22 protein-coding genes and 1 pseudogene are annotated in these 23,799 nt (G+C 63.7%); 12 read left to right on the top strand and 11 right to left on the bottom strand.

The annotated features are described in order from the left end of the window. The first annotated feature begins 7 nt into the window (after positions 1 to 7). Complete coding sequence (locus tag CIT31_RS04635; protein ID WP_095517610.1) at positions 8 to 1,393, top strand: NAD(P)/FAD-dependent oxidoreductase; 1,386 nt, start codon at positions 8 to 10, stop codon at positions 1,391 to 1,393. Positions 1,394 to 1,419: 26 nt separating this feature from the next. Then, a complete protein-coding gene (locus CIT31_RS04630; protein ID WP_095517609.1) occupies positions 1,420 to 1,773 on the top strand; it encodes a cupin domain-containing protein in 354 nt (117 codons plus the stop codon). Positions 1,774 to 1,834: 61 nt separating this feature from the next. Here CIT31_RS04630 and CIT31_RS04625 read toward each other — a convergent pair whose 3' ends face one another. From CIT31_RS04625 to dnaK, 6 genes are all read right to left on the bottom strand, one after another. Then, positions 1,835 to 2,122, bottom strand: a complete 288-nt coding sequence (locus CIT31_RS04625) for a DUF1330 domain-containing protein (protein ID WP_029347841.1) — start codon at positions 2,120 to 2,122, stop codon at positions 1,835 to 1,837. A 17-nt stretch (positions 2,123 to 2,139) separates the two neighbouring features. Beyond that, positions 2,140 to 2,823: an orotidine-5'-phosphate decarboxylase gene (gene pyrF, locus CIT31_RS04620; protein WP_095517732.1), complete on the bottom strand. Its 684-nt coding sequence runs from the start codon at positions 2,821 to 2,823 to the stop codon at positions 2,140 to 2,142. Between the two features lie 20 nt (positions 2,824 to 2,843). Then, a complete protein-coding gene (locus CIT31_RS04615) occupies positions 2,844 to 3,440 on the bottom strand; it encodes an NADPH-dependent FMN reductase (RefSeq protein ID WP_029347838.1) in 597 nt (198 codons plus the stop codon). Positions 3,441 to 3,499: 59 nt separating this feature from the next. Beyond that, positions 3,500 to 4,105: a phospholipid N-methyltransferase PmtA gene (pmtA, locus tag CIT31_RS04610; protein WP_095517608.1), complete on the bottom strand. Its 606-nt coding sequence runs from the start codon at positions 4,103 to 4,105 to the stop codon at positions 3,500 to 3,502. Between the two features lie 142 nt (positions 4,106 to 4,247). After that, positions 4,248 to 5,378, bottom strand: coding sequence for a molecular chaperone DnaJ (dnaJ, locus tag CIT31_RS04605; protein WP_095517607.1), 1,131 nt, complete (start codon positions 5,376 to 5,378; stop codon positions 4,248 to 4,250). A gap of 210 nt (positions 5,379 to 5,588) precedes the next feature. Continuing rightward, positions 5,589 to 7,505, bottom strand: coding sequence for a molecular chaperone DnaK (gene dnaK / locus CIT31_RS04600; RefSeq protein ID WP_065006542.1), 1,917 nt, complete (start codon positions 7,503 to 7,505; stop codon positions 5,589 to 5,591). Positions 7,506 to 8,013: 508 nt separating this feature from the next. Here dnaK and CIT31_RS34920 point away from each other — a divergent pair. The 4 genes and pseudogenes from CIT31_RS34920 to CIT31_RS04575 form a co-directional block, all read left to right on the top strand. Further along, positions 8,014 to 8,307, top strand: a pseudogene (locus CIT31_RS34920) (hypothetical protein); the annotation flags it as partial. 223 nt (positions 8,308 to 8,530) lie between these two features. Continuing rightward, entirely contained in the window at positions 8,531 to 9,208 is a 678-nt protein-coding gene (rpe, locus tag CIT31_RS04585) for a ribulose-phosphate 3-epimerase (protein WP_095517605.1), read from the top strand. 226 nt (positions 9,209 to 9,434) lie between these two features. Next, positions 9,435 to 10,805, top strand: a complete 1,371-nt coding sequence (locus CIT31_RS04580) for a malonyl-CoA decarboxylase (protein WP_095517604.1) — start codon at positions 9,435 to 9,437, stop codon at positions 10,803 to 10,805. Further along, entirely contained in the window at positions 10,802 to 12,328 is a 1,527-nt protein-coding gene (locus CIT31_RS04575; RefSeq protein WP_095517603.1) for a malonate--CoA ligase, read from the top strand. The genes CIT31_RS04580 and CIT31_RS04575 overlap by 4 nt, the downstream gene beginning before the upstream one ends. Positions 12,329 to 12,336: 8 nt before the next feature. Here the strand turns inward: CIT31_RS04575 and nagA are convergent, their stop codons facing one another. The 4 genes from nagA to CIT31_RS04555 are packed head-to-tail and all read right to left on the bottom strand — an operon-like array spanning position 12,337 to position 16,212. Beyond that, on the bottom strand, positions 12,337 to 13,512 hold the full coding sequence (nagA, locus tag CIT31_RS04570; RefSeq protein WP_095517602.1) for an N-acetylglucosamine-6-phosphate deacetylase: 1,176 nt from the start codon (positions 13,510 to 13,512) through the stop codon (positions 12,337 to 12,339). Beyond that, positions 13,509 to 14,519, bottom strand: coding sequence for an SIS domain-containing protein (locus CIT31_RS04565; protein WP_425350563.1), 1,011 nt, complete (start codon positions 14,517 to 14,519; stop codon positions 13,509 to 13,511). Before CIT31_RS04565 ends, nagA begins: the two co-directional genes overlap by 4 nt. A 32-nt stretch (positions 14,520 to 14,551) precedes the next feature. After that, complete coding sequence (locus CIT31_RS04560; RefSeq protein WP_095517600.1) at positions 14,552 to 15,334, bottom strand: GntR family transcriptional regulator; 783 nt, start codon at positions 15,332 to 15,334, stop codon at positions 14,552 to 14,554. Next, positions 15,331 to 16,212, bottom strand: a complete 882-nt coding sequence (locus CIT31_RS04555; RefSeq protein ID WP_095517599.1) for a glucosamine kinase nucleotide-binding domain-containing protein — start codon at positions 16,210 to 16,212, stop codon at positions 15,331 to 15,333. Before CIT31_RS04555 ends, CIT31_RS04560 begins: the two co-directional genes overlap by 4 nt. 199 nt (positions 16,213 to 16,411) lie before the next feature. On the opposite strand from CIT31_RS04555, the gene CIT31_RS04550 reads away from it, so the two are divergent. The 6 genes from CIT31_RS04550 (at position 16,412) to CIT31_RS04525 (ending at position 22,738) form a co-directional block, all read left to right on the top strand. Then, on the top strand, positions 16,412 to 17,368 hold the full coding sequence (locus tag CIT31_RS04550) for an N-acetylmuramic acid 6-phosphate etherase (RefSeq protein WP_095517731.1): 957 nt from the start codon (positions 16,412 to 16,414) through the stop codon (positions 17,366 to 17,368). Positions 17,369 to 17,370: 2 nt separating this feature from the next. Further along, positions 17,371 to 18,630: an ABC transporter substrate-binding protein gene (locus tag CIT31_RS04545; protein WP_095517598.1), complete on the top strand. Its 1,260-nt coding sequence runs from the start codon at positions 17,371 to 17,373 to the stop codon at positions 18,628 to 18,630. 246 nt (positions 18,631 to 18,876) lie between these two features. Further along, a complete protein-coding gene (locus CIT31_RS04540; RefSeq protein WP_095517597.1) occupies positions 18,877 to 19,800 on the top strand; it encodes a carbohydrate ABC transporter permease in 924 nt (307 codons plus the stop codon). Positions 19,801 to 19,810: 10 nt separating this feature from the next. After that, positions 19,811 to 20,650, top strand: coding sequence for a carbohydrate ABC transporter permease (locus tag CIT31_RS04535; protein WP_065009951.1), 840 nt, complete (start codon positions 19,811 to 19,813; stop codon positions 20,648 to 20,650). Next, positions 20,647 to 21,708, top strand: coding sequence for a Gfo/Idh/MocA family oxidoreductase (locus tag CIT31_RS04530; protein ID WP_095517596.1), 1,062 nt, complete (start codon positions 20,647 to 20,649; stop codon positions 21,706 to 21,708). The genes CIT31_RS04535 and CIT31_RS04530 overlap by 4 nt, the downstream gene beginning before the upstream one ends. 31 nt (positions 21,709 to 21,739) lie before the next feature. After that, positions 21,740 to 22,738, top strand: coding sequence for an ABC transporter ATP-binding protein (locus CIT31_RS04525; RefSeq protein WP_095517595.1), 999 nt, complete (start codon positions 21,740 to 21,742; stop codon positions 22,736 to 22,738). A 205-nt stretch (positions 22,739 to 22,943) separates the two neighbouring features. On the opposite strand, the gene CIT31_RS04520 is transcribed toward CIT31_RS04525, so the two are convergent. After that, positions 22,944 to 23,789 carry a fumarylacetoacetate hydrolase family protein gene (locus CIT31_RS04520; RefSeq protein ID WP_095517594.1) on the bottom strand — a complete coding sequence of 282 codons (846 nt, stop codon included), beginning with the start codon at positions 23,787 to 23,789 and terminating at the stop codon, positions 22,944 to 22,946. Positions 23,790 to 23,799 lie beyond the last annotated feature (10 nt).

The following is a 23,799-nucleotide window of genomic DNA, read 5'->3' as shown; positions in this document are numbered from 1 at the left end:
CTCGACAATGGACGTGAAGAAGAACGGCGACGTTTCATTCTGGTATGCCGATATCGGCGGCGTGCCCGGCTATCGGCCGCCGCTGCAGGGCGATATCATGGCCGACGTCTGCATCGTCGGCGCCGGCTATACCGGCCTTTGGACCGCCTATTATCTGAAGCAGGCAGCGCCCCACCTCAATATTGTCATCGTCGAGAAGGAGTTCGCCGGCTTCGGTGCTTCGGGACGCAATGGCGGCTGGCTGTCCGGCGGGTTCTCATGGTCGCGCGAAAAATATGAGAAGGCATCGTCGCGCGCTGGAGTCGTTGCCATGCAGGCGGCAATGATTGGCACGGTCGACGAGGTCATATCGGTCGCGCAAACCGAAGGCATCGACGCCGACATTCGCCGCACCGACGAACTGCTGGTCGCAACCAACGAGGCGCAGGAGCAGCGCGCCAAGGCGATGTATGCCCATGCCAGGTCCTGGGAGCTGACTGACGAACGTGTGGGGTATATCGATGCAGCCGAGATGCGTCGGCGCATAGCGGTGCACAACGCGCGCGGCGCCTTCGTCATCAAGAAGGTTGCGCGGGTTCAGCCCGCAAAGCTGGTGCAGGGGCTCGCCAAGGCAGTGGAGCGCCTCGGTGTGCAGATCTATGAACAGACAACCGTGCTGTCGATCGAAAAAGGCAAGGTCACAACCAGCCGAGGCTTGGTGCGCACGGAAAAGATCGTGCGGGCGACCGAGGGTTTCACTGCGGGAATTGCCGGCCACGAGAGACTTTGGTTGGCGCTCAACAGCGCTATCGTGGTCACCGAGCCGTTGTCCGACAAGCTGTGGAGCGAAATCGGCTGGGATGGCTACGAGGTTCTCGGCGACGCCGCACACACATACTGCTACGCGCAGCGCACCCGGGAAGGACGCATTGCCATGGGCGGGCGCGGGGTGCCTTATCGCTTCGGCTCGAAAACCGACCTTCGAGGCGTCACCCAGCAGGCGACGATCGACAAGCTGCACAAGATCCTGACGACGCTTCTGCCGCAGACCAAGGGGCTCAAGCTCGACCATGCGTGGTGTGGAACGCTCGGCGTGCCGCGGGACTGGTGCACGACAGTGGGCTTTGACAAGCAGACCGGAATAGGCTGGGCAGGCGGCTATGTCGGCCTCGGCGTTTCCACCTCGAACCTCTCGGGACGCACATTGAGGGATCTTCTGCTGGACAACGACACCGAGCTGACCCGGCTTCCCTGGGTCAATCGAACCGTGCGCAAGTGGGAGCCAGAGCCGCTGCGCTGGCTGGGCGTCCATTCGATGTATCAGCTCTATCGGATTGCCGACGAGCGGGAAGCAAAGGGGCTGCCGCGCACATCGCGGCTAGCGGCCCTGGCAGACCGCATCACCGGGCATTGAACCGCATCACCTCGAGGAAATACAGCATGATCGACTTCAAGACCTTCGCCCACCTTGCGCATATCGACCTCGGTGAGCCCCAGCCGAAACCCACCTCGGTGGAAGGCGATCAGCTGGAAGCAGCCAACACCCTCTGGGCTTCGGACGATGGCAAGATCGAAGTCGGTGTCTGGGAATGTTCGCAGGGCCGGTTCACCGCGCGCCGCGACACGAATTCCGAGATCTGCCACATCGTCTCGGGCCGCGTGACGCTGCACGGTCCCGAGGGCGCGGCCAAAAATGTCGGACCCGGCGAATTGCTTGTTCTGCCGCTTGGCTGGCAGGGCGAATGGACCATCCACGAGAAAACGCGCAAGCTTTACATCCTGCATTCGGTTTGATCGCTGCAGGTGCATGCTCGCCTGCATTTCCGATGAGACCACGCGCGCCACGGCGGTCGAACTAAACCCCTTCGACCAGCACGATCTCGCCGTCGGCTACTTTCTGGCGGATCGTCACGGCGCGTTGATACTCCGGCGAGTGATAGCAATCGTGCGCCGCAGCCAAAGACGGAAACTCGATGATTACGTTGCGGTCGCGGCCCGGCCCTTCCGCCTTTTCATGCGCACCGCCTCGTGCCAGGAAAACGGCGCCGAAGCGATCGAAAGCCGGTTTGGCGGCAGTGACATAGTCCTTGTAGCCTTCCGCATCGCGCACATCGACGCGGGCGATCCAGTATCCCTTGGGCATGCTTCTTCTCCGAATTGTTAGGCCGAGCGCATTTCGTCAAGGATCGCTTCCGCGACCGCTCGCCTGTCGGCGGCGCCGACGATCGGCCGGCCGACGACGAGATGGCTGGAGCCGTTGCGGATCGCCTGCGCCGGCGTCACCACGCGCTTCTGGTCGCCATGGTCGCTGCCCTTGGGCCGTATTCCCGGCGTGACGACGGCCATGTTGGGCCCGACGATCCGGCGCACCGCTTCCGCTTCCTCGGCCGAGCAGACGATGCCGCCCATGCCGGCATGCAGCGCCTGTTCGGAGCGCCTCAGCACCAGCGTATGCGGGTCATGTTCATAGCCGGCATCGATCACGTCCTGCTCGTCCATCGAGGTCAGCACGGTGACGCCAAGCAGGCAAAGATCGCTGCCCCTGGCGGCCTCGACCGCTGCCTTCATCGTCTTCGGATAGGCGTGCAGCGTCAGCATGGTCATGCCCATCCTGGCAATGGCCTCGACACCCTTGGCTACCGTGTTGTCGATGTCGAGCAGCTTCATGTCGAGGAAGATCCTGGTGCCGCCGCTGGCGAGCTCGCGGGCGAAATCGAGGCCACCGGCGAAGGCGAGCTGGTAGCCGATCTTGTAGAAGGAGACGATCCCGTCGAGCTCACGCACCGCCTTCTCGGCGTCCTTCAGCGTCGGCACGTCGAGGCCGACGATCAGCCTGTCTTGCATGGTGCTGGCGCGCTCCTGGATCAGGCCTCGATCCGCGTCGACAGCATGCGCGAGGTTTCGATCAGCGTGCGGCATAGGTGCTCCATCGATCTGTGCAGTCTCTCGTCCCTGAAATTTCCGTCCTCGTCGAAGGCGTTGCCGCCCTCCGGCACCGAGCATTCCGGCGTCACCACCTCCATCTTGCAGCGCACCAGCACGGCGCGCAGATGGTTGATGCAGCGTACCCCGGCGAAATGTCCTTTGGAAGACGAACAAAGGCCGGCGGGCTTGCCGGTGAACGGCCTGAACGACCGCCCGCCATCCATTCGCACGCGGCTCACCCAATCGATGGCGTTCTTGAGCAGCGGCGGGATCGAGCCGTTATATTCGGGCGTCGCGATCAGCAGCCCGTCATGGGCGGCGATCTGCCGGGCAAGCTTGATGGCGTTTTCAGGAATGCCTTTCTCCTTTTCCAAATCCTCGTCGAGAATCGGCAGCGGATAGTCGGCAAGCGAGATGCGGGTTACCTCGGCACCCTGCAGAGCGAGTTCCTTCTGCGCCACATCGGCGGTCCTGCCGCTGTAGGCGCCAGCGCGAATCGAGCCGGCGAAGACGAGAATTTTCGGGATCACTGCCATTGGCCCCCATTGTCAGCCGACAGGTATAGGCCAGGCACGTCCCAAATACCAAATACTGATCAATGCGCCGCGCGCCGGTAGATCCACAGCTGCGTTGGCGGGATGTTGCGGATGACGAAATGAAAATGCTCGACCGTGTAGTCGCCGCGGCCAGGCGGGATCGGCGACAGCGGGCCGTAGGTCAGCTGCACGATCGGGCGGCCTGTCGGGATGCGGTCCAGAAGGCTTTCGACATAGGCGATGCGCTGGGCGACCGGGAAATTGAGCAATGGCACGCCGGAGACGACCGAATCGAAGGTCAGGCCGCTCTTGTCGCCGAGTGTCGCATCGAGATTGAAGGCGTCGCCCTCGATGACGTTGACGCCGGGATAGAGCTGGCGCAGATGGCGCACGAAATCGGGCGAGTATTCGACTGCGTAGAGATTTTCAGGCTTTACGCCCTGGGCGAGGATGGCTCGGGTGATGACGCCGGTGCCAGGCCCGACTTCGAGCACCGGCAGGCCCGAGTTCGGGTTGACGACGGAGGCCATCTTGCGGGCCGTGGTGGAACTGGTCGGCACGATCGAACCGACCGCCTTCGGCTTGTCGATCCAGCCTTTGAAAAACGTCAGTTCGTCGTCGAACTTTTCCGCCAGCGCCTTTCGCAGTCCGGGACCATGTGCCATGCAAGTTCTCCTGAACGCTCCCCCGAGAGGCTACTTAGCAGCTACGGGGTTCAAGGCAAGGCGGACGCCGGTATAAGATGTTGATGACGCTAGGGAAGCCTCGCCTTGATTGCACTCTACACCGGATTGGCGAGAATAGGAATCAGCGCTCGCCGAAGGTTTCGAAAAAGTCCTTCATGCGGGCGAAAAAGCCGCTCGACTGCGGCGAATTATCCTTCGAGGAAACCTGCTCGAACTCCTCCAGCAACTCGCGCTGGCGGCGGGAAAGGTTTTGCGGCGTCTCGACTGCGGTCTGGATATAGAGGTCGCCGATATTGTGCTGGCGCAGCACCGGCATGCCTTTGCCCTTGAGGCGGAACTGGCGGCCGTTCTGGGTGCCTTCCGGCACTTTCACTTTCGTCTGGGTGCCGTCCAGCGTCGCCACCTCGAAGGAGCCGCCAAGTGCTGCCGTCGTCATCGAGATCGGCACCTTGCAGTAGAGATCGGCGCCGTCGCGCTGGAAGAATTCGTGCGGCTTGACCGCCAGGAAAATATAGAGGTCGCCCGACGGGCCGCCGCGCAGGCCGGCCTCGCCCTCATTGGCAAGGCGGATGCGGGTGCCGTCCTCGATACCGGCCGGGATGTTGACCGACAGCGAGCGCTCCTCGGTGACGCGGCCCTGGCCGGCGCATTTCGGGCACGGCTCCTTGATGGTCTGGCCACGCCCCTGACATTGCGGGCAGGTGCGCTCGATCGAGAAGAACCCTTGCGTGGCGCGTACCTTGCCGTGGCCATTGCACATCGAGCAGGTGACGGGCTGGGTGCCGGGCTTGGCGCCGCTGCCGGAGCATTCCGTGCAGGAGATCGAGGCCGGCACGTGAATCTGTGCGGTCTTGCCGGTAAACGCCTCCTCCAGCGTGATTTCCATATTGTAGCGCAGGTCGGCGCCGCGCTCGCGGCCACCTGAGGAGCGGCGCTGGCGCCCGCCCATCATGTCGCCGAAAATATCCTCGAAGATGTCGGCGAAGCCGCCGGCGCCGAAGCCGTGTGCGCCGCCGTTCATGCCGCCCTGTTCAAAGGCGGCGTGGCCGAAACGGTCGTAGGCCGCGCGTTTCTGCGGGTCCTTCAGCGTCTCGTAGGCTTCGTTGATTTCCTTGAACTTGTGCTCGCAGGAATGGTCGCCGGGATTGCGATCGGGATGGAACTGCATGGCGAGCTTGCGGAAAGCGCTCTTGAGCTCCTTCTCGTCGGCCCCCTTTTGCACACCCAACGTTTCGTAGAAATCAGCTTTCATCTTTTCCTGCAGTCCGGATATTCAACGTCTTGAAGCCTTGTTGCGTCGTTGCCGGCACGCTGTTCCGATTTAGGTGCGATGGCGCCTGGATGCCAGTGTCGACGCGAGCTTGCTCGCATTTTTCCGATCAAGCCCGCACTTTTTCGGCCAGAGTTGCAAAAAAGCCCGGCTTTGCGCCGGGCCTCCTGCGATAATCTGCCGTCAGGCCGCTCAGGCCGACTTCTTCTTGTCGTCGTCCTCGTTGATTTCCTCGAAATCGGCATCCACCACGTCGCTGTCCTTGGCGGCATCCGCCTTGGCGTCAGCCTCCGCGGCTTCCTTCTGCGAAGCTTCGTACATGGCCTGGCCGAGCTTCATCGAGGTTTCGGCGAGCGCCTGCGTCTTGGCTTCGATCTCGGTCGCGTCGTCGCCTTCGGCAGCGGTCTTCAGCGCCGCGATCGCATCGGCGATCGCCGTGCGGTCGGCCTCGGAAACCTTCTCGCCATACTCCTTCAGCGACTTCTCCGAGGAATGCACCAGCGCCTCGGCCTGGTTGCGGGCCTCGACCAGCGCGCGCCGCTTCTTATCGGCCTCGGCATTGGCTTCGGCGTCCTTCACCATCTTCTCGATGTCGGCGTCCGAAAGGCCGCCAGACGCCTGGATGCGGATCTGGTGCTCCTTGCCGGTGCCCTTGTCCTTGGCCGAGACATTGACGATGCCGTTGGCGTCGATGTCGAAAGTGACCTCGATCTGCGGCACGCCACGCGGCGCCGGCGGAATGCCGACCAGGTCGAACTGGCCGAGCGCCTTGTTGTCGGCGGCCATTTCACGCTCGCCCTGGAAGACGCGGATGGTCACGGCCGACTGTGAATCCTCGGCCGTCGAGAACACCTGGCTTTTCTTCGTCGGGATCGTCGTGTTGCGTTCAATCAGCCGCGTGAACACGCCACCCAGCGTCTCGATGCCAAGCGACAGCGGCGTCACGTCGAGCAGCAGCACGTCCTTGACGTCGCCCTGCAGCACGCCGGCCTGGATGGCGGCGCCCAATGCGACGACCTCATCCGGATTGACGCCCTTGTGCGGCTCCTTGCCGAAGAACTGCTTTACGATCTCCTGGATCTTGGGCATGCGGGTCATGCCGCCGACCAGGACGACCTCGTCGATTTCGCCGGCCTTGAGGCCGGCATCCTTGAGCGCCGCCTTGCAGGGATCGATCGTGCGCTGGACGAGATCCTCGACCAGGCTCTCGAACTTCGCACGCGTCAGCTTCAGCGTCAGGTGCTTGGGACCGGTGGCATCGGCAGTGATGAAGGGCAGGTTGATCTCGGTCTGCGTCGTCGACGACAGCTCGATCTTGGCCTTTTCGGCCGCTTCCTTGAGGCGCTGAAGGGCGAGCTTGTCGCTCCGCAGATCGATGCCCTGTTCCTTCTTGAACTCGGCCGCCAGATACTCGACCAGACGCATGTCGAAATCCTCGCCGCCGAGGAAGGTGTCGCCATTGGTCGACTTCACCTCGAAGACGCCGTCGCCGATTTCGAGCACCGAAATGTCGAACGTACCGCCGCCAAGGTCATAGACGGCAATAGTCTTGCCTTCCTTCTTGTCGAGGCCGTAGGCAAGTGCGGCCGCGGTTGGCTCGTTGATGATGCGCAGCACTTCCAGGCCGGCGATCTTGCCGGCATCCTTGGTGGCCTGGCGCTGGGCATCGTTGAAATAGGCCGGAACGGTGATGACCGCCTTCTCGACCTTCTCGCCGAGATAGGCTTCCGCCGTTTCCTTCATCTTCTGCAGGATCATTGCCGAGATCTGGCTGGGCGACTGCTTCTTGCCGCCGGCCTCGACCCAGGCGTCGCCATTGTCGCCCTTGACGATCTTGTAGGGGACAAGCTTCTTGTCCTTTTCCGTCACCGGATCGTCATAGCGACGGCCGATCAGTCGCTTGACCGCGAAGATTGTGTTTTCGGGATTGGTGACCGCCTGGCGCTTGGCCGGCTGGCCGACGAGGCGCTCGCCGTCGCTGTTGATGGCGACGATGGAAGGGGTCGTGCGCGCGCCTTCCGCATTCTCGATGACCTTCGATTCCTTGCCGTCCATGATGGCGACGCAGGAGTTGGTGGTCCCCAGATCGATACCGATTACTTTTGCCATTTTTCTAATCTCTCCGCTAAGCAGGCTCTCAGGACCCGTACAGGCGTTCCGACGAAAGCCCCTGTTCACAAGAAATTCCGCTTCGGCAACCGGCATTCCGGCGCGCCGAACGGCTTGGCGCGTATATAAGAACAGGCTGCGCGGCGCGCAAGCATTCTGCGCAAGGCATCCAACATCCTTTTCTTGGCCCGGCCGGGGTTCTCCGGCCATGGCTCCCATGAACCTTTCCGCGTCGGTTCGCGACTGACACCCAGATGCGCCGCGTGGTGCGGCCCGGAAAAGGAAAGGCCCATGACTGGAAATCCAGAGGCTCCGCGGTTTCCGGGAACTCGGTGCGACCACCGCTTCCGGGATCGGCTCGACGCGCTGGGCTTCCGCCGATTCCGTTGACCCACCATAAGAGCCGACGTATCGTGATTATGAGGAAAGCAGACAATTCGATCAGGGAAAAACGTGCCGGAACGTCGCGCCTTGCCCTGATTTGCGCGGAAACGCCGGATGTTTCTCCCGTCGCCCCCCGGCACTTGCCGAACAGCTTGCCGGCGGCGGGCCGCTCGCCATGCACGGCGTGCAGATCACGCCGACGGCGCTGGTCAGGCCGGCCAACATCCCGCCCTTCGGCTCATGGTTCGTCGACTTCGACGGCTATTTCGAAGACCCCGAGGTTGAAGCTCATGTCGGCGACGTCGAGGTCTGGCATCCCTGCGAGGGCCGTGCCGGCTATTACGAGCAGATACCGGGCGGCGGTTACCTGCCGCCTTTCTATCCGCCCGACTTTCCGCCCCCGGCGGCGTGCCTGCCGAGCAAAAGCAACGGATTCCTCGACAGCAGAATCCGGCGCGCAACAGCATATTTAACTAACCATTCGCACACCAAGACCCCGCCGGAGCAATCCGGCGGGGTCTTGGTGCCGACATCTGACGCCATCGCGCCAGGAACAACCGGCTTCCCCTTTTCGGGATCATGGTCTAGCAGTCGACCCAGACGATGCGCCCGCAACCACGGGCGCCTGGAAAGGCCGGATCATGAGCAAAAAAACCCTGATCGCGCCATCGGTGCTTGCGTCGGATTTTTCGAAGCTCGGCGACGAGGTCGAGGCGGTGGCGGCGGCCGGCGCCGACTGGATCCATCTCGACGTCATGGACGGGCATTTCGTGCCCAACATCACTTTCGGCCCACCGGTGATCAAGGCGATTCGCAACCGCACCAAGGCCTTCTTCGACTGCCATCTGATGATAGCGCCGGCCGACCCCTATCTGGGGGCTTTCGCCGAAGCCGGCTGCGACGGCATGACAGTGCATGCCGAGGCCGGGCCGCATCTCGACCGTTCGCTGCAGACGATCAGGAACCTCGGCAAGAAGGCCGGCGTGTCGCTCAATCCGGCGACGCCGGAATCGGCGGTCGAATATGTGCTCGACCGGCTCGATCTGATCCTGATCATGACCGTCAATCCGGGTTTTGGCGGCCAAGCCTTCATTCCGGGAGTCGTCGACAAGGTGAAGCGGGTGAAGGCGCTGATCGGCAATCGGCCGATCCGGATCGAGATCGACGGCGGCATCTCGCCGCAAACGGCACCTTTGGTCACCGCCGCCGGCGCCAGCGTGCTGGTCGCCGGTGCAGCCATCTTCAAGGGCGGCAGCGTTGAAGCCTATCGGGGGAACATCGAGGCGATCAGGACAGCGGCCGACCGGGCGGCCCGCTGACGCTGCCGGCGTCATTACCAGAACGCGTCGTCTCGTCAGCCGGTCAGGAATTCGTTGGCCGACGCCGGTGCGCTTGTGCTCGTGACATACGGTCCCCCAGTCAAAAATGTCTTTGTCCATTTTTGGGCAAGTTTATTGGCATAACAGAAACTACATCCATATTCTCTGTCTCACCCTGATGCCTCTTCGGACCTTCCCGCAGGGCTCCTCTCCGACGGTCGGATCGATGAACCGCAGCCCTTTCTTCGCTGACCTGCTGAACACCATCGCCGATCGCGGCCGGATGATGCTGAACCTCGTTCGCGGTGACGAGCCGGTCTCGGCCGACAGCCTGGGGCGTCTGTGCGCCCGTCTGCTTTCCAGCCAGGGCGAGGCATCGGGCGTCGCCTATGCCCGGGAAATCCTTGAGCGCTGGCGCACCCTCGGCGCCGACGGAAGGCTGGCTTTCCTGCATGTGCTGCGCGATCGCTTCGGCACCGATCATGCCAAGCTTGCCGCCGCGGTGGATGCCTATCGCGCCGCGCCCGACGATCGCTCGGCACTTACCCTGCATGATGCCGCCGAACCGGCAAGACAGGAGCTTCTGCGCCGCCTGAACCTGGCGCCCGGCGGCATCGAGACGCTGGTGCGCATGCGCCAGGATCTGCTTGCCCGGCTGCCCACATCGCCCGATCTCGCCATCGTCGATGCCGACTTCACGCACCTCCTGTCGTCATGGTTCAACCGCGGCTTCCTGGTGCTGCGGCGGATCGACTGGTCGACGCCAGCCAACATTCTGGAAAAAATCATCCGCTACGAGGCGGTGCACGCCATCCACACCTGGGACGATCTGCGCCGTCGGATCGAACCCGACGACCGGCTCTGCTATGCGTTCTTTCATCCACAGCTCGGTGACGAGCCGCTGATCTTCGTCGAGGTCGCGCTCACCCGGGCGATGCCGACGACAATCGCCGAGCTGCTTGCCGACGAGCGGCCGCTGGTGCAGCCACGGCAGGCCACGACGGCAGTGTTCTATTCCATCTCCAACTGCCAGGAGGGCTTGCGCGGCATCTCGTTCGGCAACTTCCTGATCAAGCAGGTGGTCGAGGACCTGCGCCGCGACCTTCCCGGCCTGACCGATTTCGTCACACTGTCCCCGGTGCCGGGCTTTGCCCGCTGGCTGGCCGAGCAGGCCGAAACCATCCCCTCCGCCGCCGAAGTGCTGGACCTCGTCGCCAACCAGGGTTGGCACGCGGATGCTGCCATGCGCGACCGCGTGGGCCAGGCCCTGCTTCCTCTTGCGGCACAGTATTTCCTCGAAGCCCGCACCGCCTCCGGCAAGGTGATCGATCCGGTCGCCCGGTTTCATCTCGGCAATGGCGCGCGGCTGGAGCGCATCGACCTTTTCGGCGACCTGTCGCCCCGCGCCTTACGTCAGGCGCATGGCCTGATGGTCAATTATCGCTACAAGCTCGACGATATCGAGAAGAACCACGAGCTGTACGCCGCCAGGAACGATGTGGCGGCCGCGCCCGCTGTGCGCCGCCTGCTGCCGAAACCGGCGAGACCGGCCGCACCGCCGCTTCCGGCGGCTGCCCAGACTCGGAGGGATGCATGACCAACCATTTGTTCGACGCTTTCCGCGCCGGGATGCCGGCGCCCGAGCGTCTGTTGATGGAGACGGATGACGGGCGCTCGATCTCCTATGGCGATATGCTGGCGCAGTCCGCGCAACTGGCACATGCGCTTCTGCAATTGGGCGTCGAACCCGGCGACCGCGTCGCCGTCCAGGTCGAGAAGAGCGCCGAGGCCATTCTCCTCTATCTCGCTTGCCTGCGCGCCGGCACGGTCTTCCTGCCGCTCAACACCGCCTACACGCTGACCGAGCTCGACTACTTCTTCGGCGATGCCGAGCCGCGGCTGGTCGTCTGCGATCCGGCACGGGCAGCCGATATCGGGGCCTTGGCGGAGAGATCGGGCGCTATCGCAGTCACGCTCGGTGGCAATGGCGAAGGCTCGCTGATGGATCAGGCCTCGCGGCGGTCTTCGGACTTTTGCGACGTGGTGCGCGGGCCGGACGATCTTGCGGCGATCCTGTACACGTCGGGGACCACCGGCCGCTCGAAAGGCGCCATGCTCAGCCATGAGAACCTCGCCTCGAATGCGCGGGTTCTGGTCGACCAGTGGCGCTTCACTGCCGCAGACGTCTTGATCCACGCGCTGCCGATCTTCCACACGCATGGCCTCTTCGTCGCCACCAACGTCATCCTGATGGCCGGCGCCTCGATGCTGTTCGAAACCAGGTTCGACCCGGCCCGCATCGTCTCGCTGCTGCCGCGAGCCACGGCGCTGATGGGCGTGCCGACCTTGTATGTGCGCCTGTTGCAGCAGGACGGCTTGAACCGGCAAGCGGCGAAAAACATCCGCCTGTTCGTTTCCGGATCGGCGCCGCTGCTGGCCGAGACGCACAAGGCCTGGCGCGAGCGCACCGGCCATTCGATCATCGAGCGCTACGGCATGACCGAGACCAACATGAACACGTCGAACCCCTATGATGGCGAGCGGCGCGCCGGCACGGTCGGCTTCCCCTTACCCGGCGTCGCGCTGCGCATCGCCGACCCCGACAGCGGCGAAACACTTGCCCAGGGCGAGGTCGGCATGATCGAGGTGAAGGGCCCCAATGTCTTCGGCGGCTATTGGCGCATGCCGGAAAAGACCAAGGCGGAATTCCGTGATGACGGCTTCTTCATCACCGGGGATCTCGGCCTGATCGACGCCGACGGCTATGTCCACATCGTCGGGCGCGGCAAGGATCTGATCATTTCCGGCGGCTACAACATCTATCCGAAGGAGGTCGAGAGCGAGATCGACGCGCTGCCCGGCGTCGCCGAAAGCGCTGTCATCGGCGTTGCCCATCCGGATTTCGGCGAGGGCGTCACCGCGATCGTGGTGCGGACGCCGGCCTCGACCATCACCGCTGCCGAGATCGTCGGCGCCATCGCCGGGCGGCTGGCGAAATTCAAGCACCCGAAGCAGGTGATCTTCGTCGACGAACTGCCGCGCAACACGATGGGCAAGGTGCAGAAGAACCTGCTGCGCGAAACCTACAAGGACCTCTACGCTCCGGCCAAAGCCGGCTGACGTTAAGGTTACACCCAGTTGGCGCCGACCCCGAAAACCCTGTCGCCTTCTATCCAGACGCCCCTGACGTCCAACTCGTCCGACAGCGCAACGATATCGGCGGCGGTGCCGTTGGCGAACCGCCCGAGCCGGTGCGACTGACCGATCGCCTGCGCCGGATAGAACGAAGCCATGCGCAGCGCTTCCGAAAGGTCCAGTCCGACAATGCGGTGGACGAAGCGCACGGCGGAGATCATGTCGAGATCGGCGCCGGCCAGCGTCCCGTCGCCAAGCCGCAGGCTGCCGTCCTTGCGGTAGACGGTGCGGCCGTTCAGCGTGAACGAGGTCATGTCGGTGCCGATCGTCGCCATGGCGTCGGTGACCAGGAAAATTTTTGCCGGACCCTGCTTGGCGCGCAGCGCGATGGCCATGGTGGCGGGATCGACATGGATGCCGTCGGCGATGATGCCGGCAAACAACGTGTCCGTATCGATGGCAGCACCCGCCAACCCCGGCTCACGATTGCCGATCTGGCTCATCGCGTTAAACAGATGGGTGACCATTGTTGCGCCGGCATCGGCGAACGCGCGCGCCTTGGCATAGCCGGTGTCGGAATGGCCGAGGCTGACGACGATGCCGGCCTCGGCGAGCGCCGAAACGCGTACGGTGTCGACGGATTCCGGCGCGATCGTGGTCAACAGTACCGGCAGAGTTTTCCGCGTCGCAATCAGCATCGCCTGGTCGGAATCCAGCATCGGCCGGATCAGCGCCGGATCATGCGCGCCCTTGCGGGCGATCGACAAATGCGGGCCTTCGAGATGCAGGCCCAAAAAGCCAGGCACCTTTTGCTTTCCGGCCTCCGCTCCGGCGGCAACCGCCGCCGCGGTGATCTCAGGCGTGTCGGTGATCAGCGTCGGCAACAGCGCGGTCGTGCCGAACGGCGCGTGCGCCCGGCAGATGGTTTCGATCGAGGCGACATCAGGATGGTCGTTGAGCATGACCCCGCCGCCGCCATTAACCTGCAGGTCGACGAAGCCCGGCGCAAGCATGCCGCCGCCGGTTTCGATACGCTCGACACCGGATGGAACGGCGCCGACGGCAACGATGGCTTCGACGAGGCCGTCACGCACGACAAGCGCGGCATTGTCGTGCCAGTCGTCGCCGTCGAAGATCCGGGCCCCAGTCAGGGCAAAACGGTCGCTCATATGGTTTCCGTCACCTTGCGCAGATTGGGCGGCGTGTCCGGATCGAGGCCGCGATGGCGGGCAAAGGCCTCGACGAAGCCATAGAAGGACACGATCAGCGCCAGCGGGTCGGTCAGCGGATGGCCGGTGGCGACATGCGGCAGGTGCTGAGCGCTTTTCGCCTTGTCCGAGGTCACAAAGACGGCCGCGCCCTTGGCCGCCAGGCTGTCGGCGGCCTCGGCAACCGACGGCTCGGAAGCATCGCGGGCGGCGAGCGCCAGCACCGGGAAATCAGGCCCGACCAGTGCCAGCGGGCCATGCATCACTTCGGCAGCACTATAGGCCTCGGCGTGCATGGCACAGGTTTCCTTGAACTTAAGCGCTGCTTCATTGGCGATCGCAGCGGACGGACCGCGACCTAGGATGAACAGCGATTTCGGCGTCTCAAGGGCGCTGGCCAGCGCCATCCAGTCGCAGGCGATCGCCTTGCGGAAATGTTCCGGCAAATGGGCGAGCGCCGCCAGCAACTTGTCGTCGCCGGTGCTATGCGCCATCAAAGCGAGGCCGGCGACGGCCGAATTGACGAAGGTCTTCGTCGCGGCGACGCTGCGTTCCGGGCCGGCCAGAATGTCGATCGCATAATCGGAGGCCCGCGCCAGCGGCGAATCGGCGGTGTTGGTGATGGCGACGGTCAGCGAACCGCCGGCTCTCGCGGCCTGCGCCATGGCGACGATGTCCGGGCTCTTGCCCGACTGCGAGATCGCCAGGCAAGCCGAGCCGCCGAGCTTGAGCTTGGCGCCATAGATCGAGGCGATCGATGGGCCGACCGAAGCGACGGCGAGGCTGGCGGTCAGCTCCACCGCATACTTCATGAAGGTGGCGGCATGGTCGGAGGAGCCGCGCGCCACGGTGACGACGAACTGCGGATCGCGCTCGCGAATGCCGCGCCCGGCCTCCGTCAGCACCGCTGCCGAGCCGTCGAGCAGGCGCGCGGTGGCCTCCGGGATCTCCTCGATCTCGCGCCGCATATGGGTGTCACCCTTTTGGCTGCTCGTCGCGCTCATGGCCGGCCCTCTTCGCCCGGCCCGCTCAGCCGGAGTTCGGCGACGAAATCATAGGCGTCGCCTCTGTAGATGGAGCGGGTGAATTCGATAACCTTGCCGCTCGCCAGATAGGAAATACGCTCGATGTGCAGCCCGGCAATGCCTGGCGGCACTTCGAGCAGGCGCGCGTCGTCGTCGCCGAGATTGGCCGCGGAGATGCGCTGCACCGCCCGCACCGGCCGGAAGCCGGTCGTTTCCAGCGCCGCATAGAGCGACGACCCAATTCCCGCCGGGTCCGGCAGCACGCTGGCCGACAGTGCGGCGCGTTCGATCGCCAGCGGCGTATCGTTGGCGATGCGCAGGCGCGCTACGCGTGCCACCAGCTCGTTCGACGACAGGCCAAGCACCATCATCTCGTCCGGCGAGGGCGCATAGAGGCCGCGATCGAGCCAGGCTGAACGGACAGCCATGCCGCGCCGCGCCATGTCCTCGGTGAAGGACGTCAGCCGCGACAGCGACTGCTCGACGCGCTCCATACGCGGCGCGACGAAGGTGCCGGAGCCGTGGCGCTGGACGAGGATGCCGCCCTTGACTAGGTCCTGAACCGCCTTGCGCACGGTGACGCGCGAAATGTCCGCCATGCTGGCGATGTCGCGCTCGGAAGGCAGCGCGTCGCCCGGTCCGATCAGGCCGCGATTGACCGCGTCCTCGATGCTCTTCCTGAGCTGCAGATAAAGCGGTGCGCCGCTTTGCGCCGAGTGTTTCAGGGTCGCGAAGATCTGGTCGGCGGCTTCGCTCATCGTGCCCCCTCCGCAGTCATCGAGAAGACACGAACCGCCATCTGCACCGCGCCGCCCAGCGCATCGTCGAGCGGCGGCTTCAGCAGCGCCCGGTAGCGCGCCGACAGGCGTGGTGCATAGAGCGGCGCCAGTCCGCCGAGCAAGCAGAGCGGATCGTTGCTGCCGAGATCGAGCACGCCAAGTGCGGCCTCGACATCGGCGACCGCCTTGTCGAGGATCCAGTTGGCGACGACATCGCCCTTTTCGGCATGCTCGAAGACCTTGGGCGCGAAGCCGCCGAAATCGCCCGGCTTGGCGTTGGTGGTGAACTCGACCAAATCCTCGGGATTGTTGCGGAAGATGGTGAGTATGGCCTGTGTCAGCCGCGATCCCTGGCGAATGCCGTCATAGGCGAGCAGCGTCTGTTCGAGCAGGTCGCGGCCGATGCGGGCGCCGCTGCCCTGGTCGCCGACCTGGAATCCCCACCCGCCGATGGCGCGCGACTTGCCTTGTCTGCGCGCCATGTAGGCGGTGCCGGTGCCGAGGATGGCCATGGCGCCGTCACCGGAGCCGACCGCGCCTTCCAGGGCGATCTCGGCGTCGGTCTCGACACGGCTGATGCTGAACGGCAGGATTGCTTCGAGCTGCTGCCTGTAGGTGCCGACATTGGCGCCGGCGAGGCCGAGGATGGCCGGGGTTTGCGGGATCATTTCGGGGTCTTGTCCGGCGGCGACAAAGGCCTGTTTTGCCGCCTCGACGATGTTGGCCCTGGCGCCGGTTAGATCGGTGCGGATGTTGGCCGCACCACTCTTGGCGCGGCCGACGACGGTGCCGTCCACTGTTGCAAGGGCCGCCCTGCAGCTGGTGCCGCCGCCATCGATGCCAAGCACGAAATTCACGCGATTTCTCCTCCCGGCGGATAATACCAATAAAATACCAATAGCCAAGGATTAATTTCCGTTTCAAAAAGATTAAGCCGCATCTGGTTGAAAAACCTGCGTATTTTGCCCGAAAGCCAATTCCGAGGCAGGGAAATCGCTAATGCGTGTGGACAAGTGGTATTTTTTTGGTATGGTTTTCTGGATTGGAGGAAAGCGGATGGCCGAAACGCGCACCGAAGCGCTTCACCAGAATGCCGAGGGGCTGGACATCCAGGCCCCGGACGCCATCCTTTCCTCTTTGGCCAATGCGCAGATCGAGGCCGCCAAGGCGGTGCACGGCGCCATTTCTGCCATCGCCAAAGCAGCCGAAATCATCGCCAGCCGGCTGAACAACGGCGGCAAGCTCGCTTACGCGGCAGCCGGCAGCTCGGGCCTGATGGCGCTGGCCGATGCGCTGGAGCTGCCGGGTACATTCGGCATTCAGCGCGACCGTATCGCCATCCTGATTGCCGGTGGCGACGATGCCTTCAAGACACTGGCCGGCGGACCGGAGGACGACACCGACGACGCCTCGGCAGCGGTTGCCGCTGCCGGCATCGGCGACGGCGACTGCCTGATCGCGGTCTCGGCCAGCGGCTCGACACCCTATGCGGTCAGAGCGATCGAGGACGCCAGGCGCCGCGGCGCGGCAACCATCGCCATCGCCAATAACAAGGATGCGCCGCTGCTTCGGCTGGCCGATATCGCCATATTGCTCGAGACACCGCCGGAGCTGATCGCCGGCTCGACGCGCATGGGCGCCGGCACTGCCCAGAAGGTCGCGCTCAACATGCTGTCGACGCTGGCCGCCATCCATCTTGGCCATGTGCATGACGGCTACATGGTCAACCTCATGGCCGACAACATCAAGCTGCGCGACCGCGCCGCACGCATCGTCGCCGCCATCAGCGGGCGCGACAGGGACGATGCGGCGCGCCTGCTCGAGGAGAGCGGCGGCGGCGTCAAGACCGCCATTCTGCTCGCCGCCGGCGCCGCCAGCGCCGATGCGGCCGAGAAGATACTGGAAGGGACCGGCCAGAAGCTGCGCCCGGCGCTTTCCGCGATCGAGGGGAGCATGGGGCAGAAAGCCTCTGTTCTCAAAGCCGAACCTGAAAAAGGTCAACAGGGAGACTGAGCATGACAACGAAACTACTGACGGCACTTCTTCTCGGCACCAGCATTCTCGGCTCCGCCGGAATGGGTTATGCCCAAGACGTAACGCTCAATATCGAAAGCTGGCGCGGCGACGACCTCGCCATCTGGAAGGACAAGTTGATCCCGGCTTTTGAGGCCAAGAACCCGGGCATCAAGGTGGTGTTCGCGCCTTCGGCGCCGACCGAATATGACGCCGCGCTCGGCGCCAAGCTCGCCGCCGGCTCGGCGGGCGACCTGATCACCTGCCGCCCGTTCGACAAGTCCCTGGAACTCTTCAAGAAGGGCAACCTCGCCGATATTTCGACGCTGCCCGGCATGGAGAATTTTTCCGACGTCGCCAAGGCCGCCTGGCAGACCGACGACGGCAAGGCCAGCTTCTGCGTGCCGATGGCTTCCGTCATCCACGGCTTCATCTACAACAAGGACGCCTTCGACCAGCTCGGCATCAAGGTGCCGACGACGAACGAGGAGTTCTACGCCGCGCTCGACAAGATCAAGGCCGACGGCACCTACATCCCGATGGCGATGGGCACCAAGGATCTCTGGGAAGCCGCGACCATGGGCTACCAGAACATCGGCCCGAACTACTGGAAGGGCGAAGAAGGCCGTTTGGCGCTGATCAAGGGCGAGCAGAAGCTGACCGACCCGCAGTGGGTAGCGCCGTTTGCCGAACTCGCCAAGTGGAAGCCCTATCTCGGCGACGGCTTCGAGGCGCAGACCTATCCTGACAGCCAGAACCTATTCACGCTCGGCCGTGCCGCCATCTACCCGGCCGGCTCTTGGGAGATCGCGCTGTTCAACACCCAGGCTCAGTTCAAGATGGGCGCATTCCCGCCGCCGGTGCAGAAGGCCGGCGACACCTGCTACATCTCCGACCATACCGACATCGGCATGGGCCTCAATGCGGCCTCGAAGAACGCGGATGCGGCCAAGACCTTCCTGACATGGGTCGCCTCGCCGGATTTCGCCACCATCTACGCCAACGCGCTGCCGGGCTTCTTCAGCCTGAACAACACCCCGGTGAAGATGGAAGACCCACTGGCCCAGGAATTCGTTTCCTGGCGCGACAAGTGCAAGCCGACGATCCGTTCGACCTACCAGATCCTGGGGCGCGGTACGCCGAACCTCGAGAACGAGACGTGGGTTGAATCGGCCAACGTCATCAACGGCACGGTCACGCCGGAAGCTGCCGCCAAGAAGCTGCAGGACGGCCTGGACAGCTGGTACAAGCCGGCGAAGTAAGAGCCAAGGCAGAGCGCTGCGATCTCCCCCCTTGAGGGGGAGATGTCGCCGAAAGCGACAGAGGGGGTTGGTGGAGGCAGGCTGCGACCTGATCGTTGCTGGAAAGCACGGTCGATACCACGATGGCGCACTGCCTTGGCCGACCCCACCCGCCTCGCTCCGCGAGGCACCCTCCCCTCAAGGGGGAGGGATGCGCCGCGCACCTTGGCGGCAATTGCAAGAACCTGATCGGCGGGGACCGAACGCATGGCCGCAGCACCGAAACGACCGTTCCGCTGGCATATCGTCGTCTTCCTGGCGCCGGCGGTGCTGGTCTATACGGCGATCATGATCCTGCCTCTGGCCGGCACGCTGCAGCTCGCGCTGTTCCGCAACATCAACCAGTCCCAGCTTTTCGTCGGGCTGGACAACTTCCGCACGCTGTTCGGCGACCCTAACTGGTCCGTGGGCTTCTGGAATGCGCTGAGGAACAATGTCTGGTTCTTCATCATCCACATGGTAGTGCAGAACCCGATCGGTGTGCTTCTGGCGGCGCTGCTGTCCAGCCCGAGGCTGAGATTCTCGGCGTTCTACCGTACGGCGATCTTCGTCCCCACGATCCTGTCCTTCGTCATCGTTGGCTTCGCCTGGAAGCTGATCCTGTCGCCGCTGTGGGGCGTGGCGCCGAATCTGATGGATCTTGTCGGCCTGAAAAGCCTGTTCACGCCGTGGCTGGGCAAGGAGCAATATGCGCTAACCACGCTCAGCCTGATCTCCGTGTGGCAGTTCGTCGGCATCCCGATGATGCTGATCTATGCGGCATTGCTGTCCATTCCCGACGAGGTGATCGAAGCGGCCGAATGCGACGGCGTCACCGGCATGTCTCAGTTCTGGAAGATCAAGCTGCCGCTGATCCTGCCGTCGATCGGCATCATCTCGATCCTGACCTTCGTCGGCAATTTCAACGCCTTCGACCTGATCTACACGGCGCAAGGCGCGCTGGCCGGGCCGAACTATTCGACCGATATCCTCGGCACCTTCCTCTACCGCGCCTTCTTCGGTTTCCAGCTGCAGGTCGGCGATCCCAATATGGGCGCGGCGATCGCCACGATGATGTTCCTGATCATCCTTGGCGGCGTCTGCGTCTACCTGTTCCTCGTCCAGACGCGCCTGCGTCGCTACCAGTTCTGAGGCGCCAGACATGAGCACGGCAACCAGCTCCCTGCCCCGCACCATCGGCGCCCATGCGGTGCTGTTGACCTACACGGTGATCGCGCTGTTTCCGGTGATCATCGTCATCGTCAATTCGTTCAAGTCGCGCGCGGCGATCTTCGGCGCGCCGCTGGCGCCGCCGACCCCGAAAACCTTCGACCTCATCGGCTACACCACCGTGATCGGCCAGGGCGATTTCATCCACTATTTCCAGAACAGCCTTGTCGTCACCGTCGCTTCGCTGTTCTTCGTGCTGCTGTTCGGCGCGATGGCCGCGTTCGCGCTGTCGGAATACCGCTTCCGCGGCAATTCGCTGATGGGACTCTACCTGGCGCTCGGCATCATGATCCCGATCCGCCTCGGCACCGTCGCCATCCTGCAGCTGATGGTGGCGAGCGGGCTGGTCAACACGCTGACGGCGCTGATCCTGGTTTATACGGCGCAAGGCCTGCCACTCGCCGTCTTCATCCTGTCGGAATTCATGAAGCAGGTGTCCGACGATCTGAAGAATGCCGGGCGCATCGACGGCCTGTCAGAATACACCATCTTCTTCCGGCTGGTGCTGCCGCTGGTCCGGCCATCGATGGCGACGGTCGCGGTCTTCACCATGATCCCGATCTGGAACGATCTGTGGTTCCCGTTGATCCTGGCGCCGTCGGAGGAGACCAAGACGGTGACGCTCGGCGCCCAGCTATTTCTCGGCCAGTTCGTCACCAACTGGAACGCTATCTTGGCCGCACTGTCGCTGGCGATCATGCCGGTGCTGATCCTCTACGTCATCTTCTCGCGGCAACTGATCCGCGGCATTACTTCGGGAGCGGTCAAGTGAGCGCCGAAAAACCTCTTCGCGTCGTCGTTGCCGGGCTTGGCAATATGGGCCGCAGCCATGCGCTGGCCTATCACACCAATCCGGGGTTTGAGATCGCGGCGATGATCAACCGTTCGGACGTGCCGCTGCCGGCCGGGCTTTCCGCGTATGATATCAGGCGTTCCTTTGACGAGGCGTTGCGCGACGAGAGGCCCGACGTCGCCTGCATCGCCACCTATTCCGACAGCCATGCCGACTATGCGGTGAAGGCGTTCGAGGCGGGCTGCCATGTCTTCGTCGAAAAGCCGCTGGCGACGACAGTGGCGGATGCGAAACGCGTGGTCGGGGCAGCCAAGGCCAACGGCAAAAAGCTGGTGATCGGCTACATCCTGCGCCATCACCCGTCCTGGATCAGGCTGATCGCCGAGGCGCGCAAGCTGGGTGGTCCTTACGTGTTCCGCATGAACCTCAACCAGCAATCCTCAGGCCATAGCTGGGAGACGCACAAGCAGTTGATGCAGACGACGTCGCCGATCGTCGATTGCGGCGTCCACTATCTCGACGTGATGCTGCAGATCACCGACGCCAGGCCGGTCGAGGTGCGCGGCATGGGGCTGAGGCTGACCGACGAGATTGCGCCCTCGATGTATAATTACGGTCATCTGCAGGTGCTGTTCGACGACGGTTCGGTCGGCTGGTACGAGGCCGGCTGGGGGCCGATGATCTCGGAAACCGCGTTCTTCGTGAAGGATGTGATCTCGCCCAATGGCTGCGTGTCGATCGTCATGAAAGAGGGTGTCAAATCCGACGACATCGACACCCACACCAAGACCTCGACCATCCGCCTGCACAGCGCGGCGACCGGCGCGGACGGCAAGTTCGCCAAAGCGGATGAGCTGCTGTCGATGGAGGGCGAACCCGGCCATCAGGATCTCTGCGACCGCGAACAGGCTTTTCTGCTCAAGGCGATCCGCCAGGATCTGGATCTGACCCGCCATATGGACGACGCAGTGAAGTCGCTCGCCGTCTGCCTTGCCGCCGACGAGAGCGTGCGCGGCGGCACCCCAATCAGACTCTAGACCAGTCAAACTCTAGAACAGGGACGAAGCCGTGGGCTCGCTGAATATCGAGAATGTGAAGAAGGCCTTTGGGCCGGTCGAGGTGCTGAAGGGCATCAACCTCGAAGTGACCGATGGCGAATTCGTCGTCTTCGTCGGCCCCTCCGGCTGTGGCAAGTCGACGCTGCTCAGGGTCATCGCCGGGCTGGAGGATTCGACCTCGGGCCGCGTGGTCATCGACGGCGCGGACGTCTCCGCAACCCCGCCGGCCAAACGCGGCATCGCCATGGTGTTCCAGACCTACGCGCTCTACCCGCACCTGACGGTGAAGAACAATATGGGCCTCGGCCTCAAGCAGGCGGGCACGCCGGCGGCCGAGATCGACCGCCGCATTGGCATCGCCTCCTCGATGCTGTCGCTGGAACCCTATCTCTCGAGGCGTCCGGCCGAGCTGTCAGGCGGCCAGCGCCAGCGCGTCGCCATCGGCCGCGCCGTGGTGCGCGAGCCCAAGCTTTTCCTGTTCGACGAGCCTTTGTCGAACCTCGATGCAGCACTGCGCGTCAACACCAGGCTGGAGATCGCGCAATTGCACCGCCGGCTGAAGGCGACGATGATCTATGTCACCCACGACCAGGTCGAGGCGATGACGCTGGCCGACAAGATCGTCGTGCTCAACGCCGGAAAAATCGAGCAGATCGGCGGGCCGATGGAGCTTTATAATTCGCCGGCAAATGAATTCGTCGCCGGCTTCATCGGCTCACCAAAGATGAATTTCGTCGACGGCGCCAGGCTTGGCGAGACGGCCAAGACCATCGGCGTCCGTCCAGAGCACCTGACGGTCGATGCGAAATCTGGCGCCTGGAAAGGCACGGTCGTCCATGCCGAGCATCTTGGCGCCGACACCAACCTCTATCTCGACTGCGAGAAGGCCGGGCTGATCACCGTGCGCATCTTCGGCGTCTACAACGCCGAAACGGGAGCCACGCTTTATGCGACGCCGGATCCGGCAAAGACGTACCGGTTCGGGGCGGATGGGAAGGTGTTGAAGTAGCTGGTGCCGACTCCCCTTCTCCCCTTGTGGGAGAAGGTGGCCGAGCGAAGCTCGGTCGGATGAGGGGTGTTGGAAGGATCGCTACGCTGAAGGCGTAAGCGACTAAAATCCTTCGGTGTTCTCGCCACGTATCTTCCAGCACCCCTCATCCGTCTCGGCGCTGCGCGCCGATCTTCCTTCTCCCACAAGGGGAGAAGGAAGACCCCTATACGTCCGCCTTGAACGTCTGCCTCTGCATGCCCAGCCCTTCGATGCCGAGCTCGACGACGTCGCCGGGCTTCAGGAACACTGGCGGCTTCATGCCGAGGCCGACGCCGGGCGGCGTGCCGGTCGAGATGATGTCGCCCGGATGCAGCGACATGAACTGGCTGAGATAGGAAACCAGATAGGCGACGCCATAGACCATGGTCTTGGTCGAGCCGTTCTGCATCGTCTTGCCGTTGACTTTCAGCCACATCGGGATGTTCTGCGGGTCTTTCACTTCGTCCTTGGTCACCAGCCACGGGCCGATCGGCCCGAAGGTGTCGCAGGACTTGCCCTTAGTCCATTGGCCCTGACGCTCGGCCTGGAAGGCGCGTTCGGAAACGTCGTGCGCGACGCAGTAGCCGGCGACATAGTCCAGCGCCTCGGCCTCGGTGACATATTTCGCGGTCTTGCCGATAACCACGCCTAGCTCGACCTCCCAATCGGTCTTCACAGAGCCGCGCGGGATCAGCACGTCGTCGTCCGGTCCAACGATGGCCGAGCTCGCCTTCATGAAGATGATCGGCTCCGGCGGCACCGTGGCGCCGGTCTCGGCGGCATGGTCGGAATAGTTCAGGCCGATGCAGATGAACTTGCCGGTCCCGGCGACGCAGGCGCCGATCCGCGGCTTGCCGGGAACCGCCGGCAGCGATTTCGGATCGAGCTTCGACAATGTCTCAAGCGATGCCGGGTCGAGCGCCTTGCCGGCAATGTCGGTGACATGGGCGGAGAGGTCACGGATCGTCCCATCCGCATCGAGCAGGCCGGGGCGTTCGCTCCCCGCCTCGCCATAGCGCAGCAGTTTCATTACAATTTCT

The organism is Mesorhizobium wenxiniae, assembly GCF_002284535.1.
Taxonomy (GTDB): domain Bacteria; phylum Pseudomonadota; class Alphaproteobacteria; order Rhizobiales; family Rhizobiaceae; genus Mesorhizobium; species Mesorhizobium wenxiniae.
This window is presented reverse-complemented; position numbering and strand designations above follow the sequence as displayed.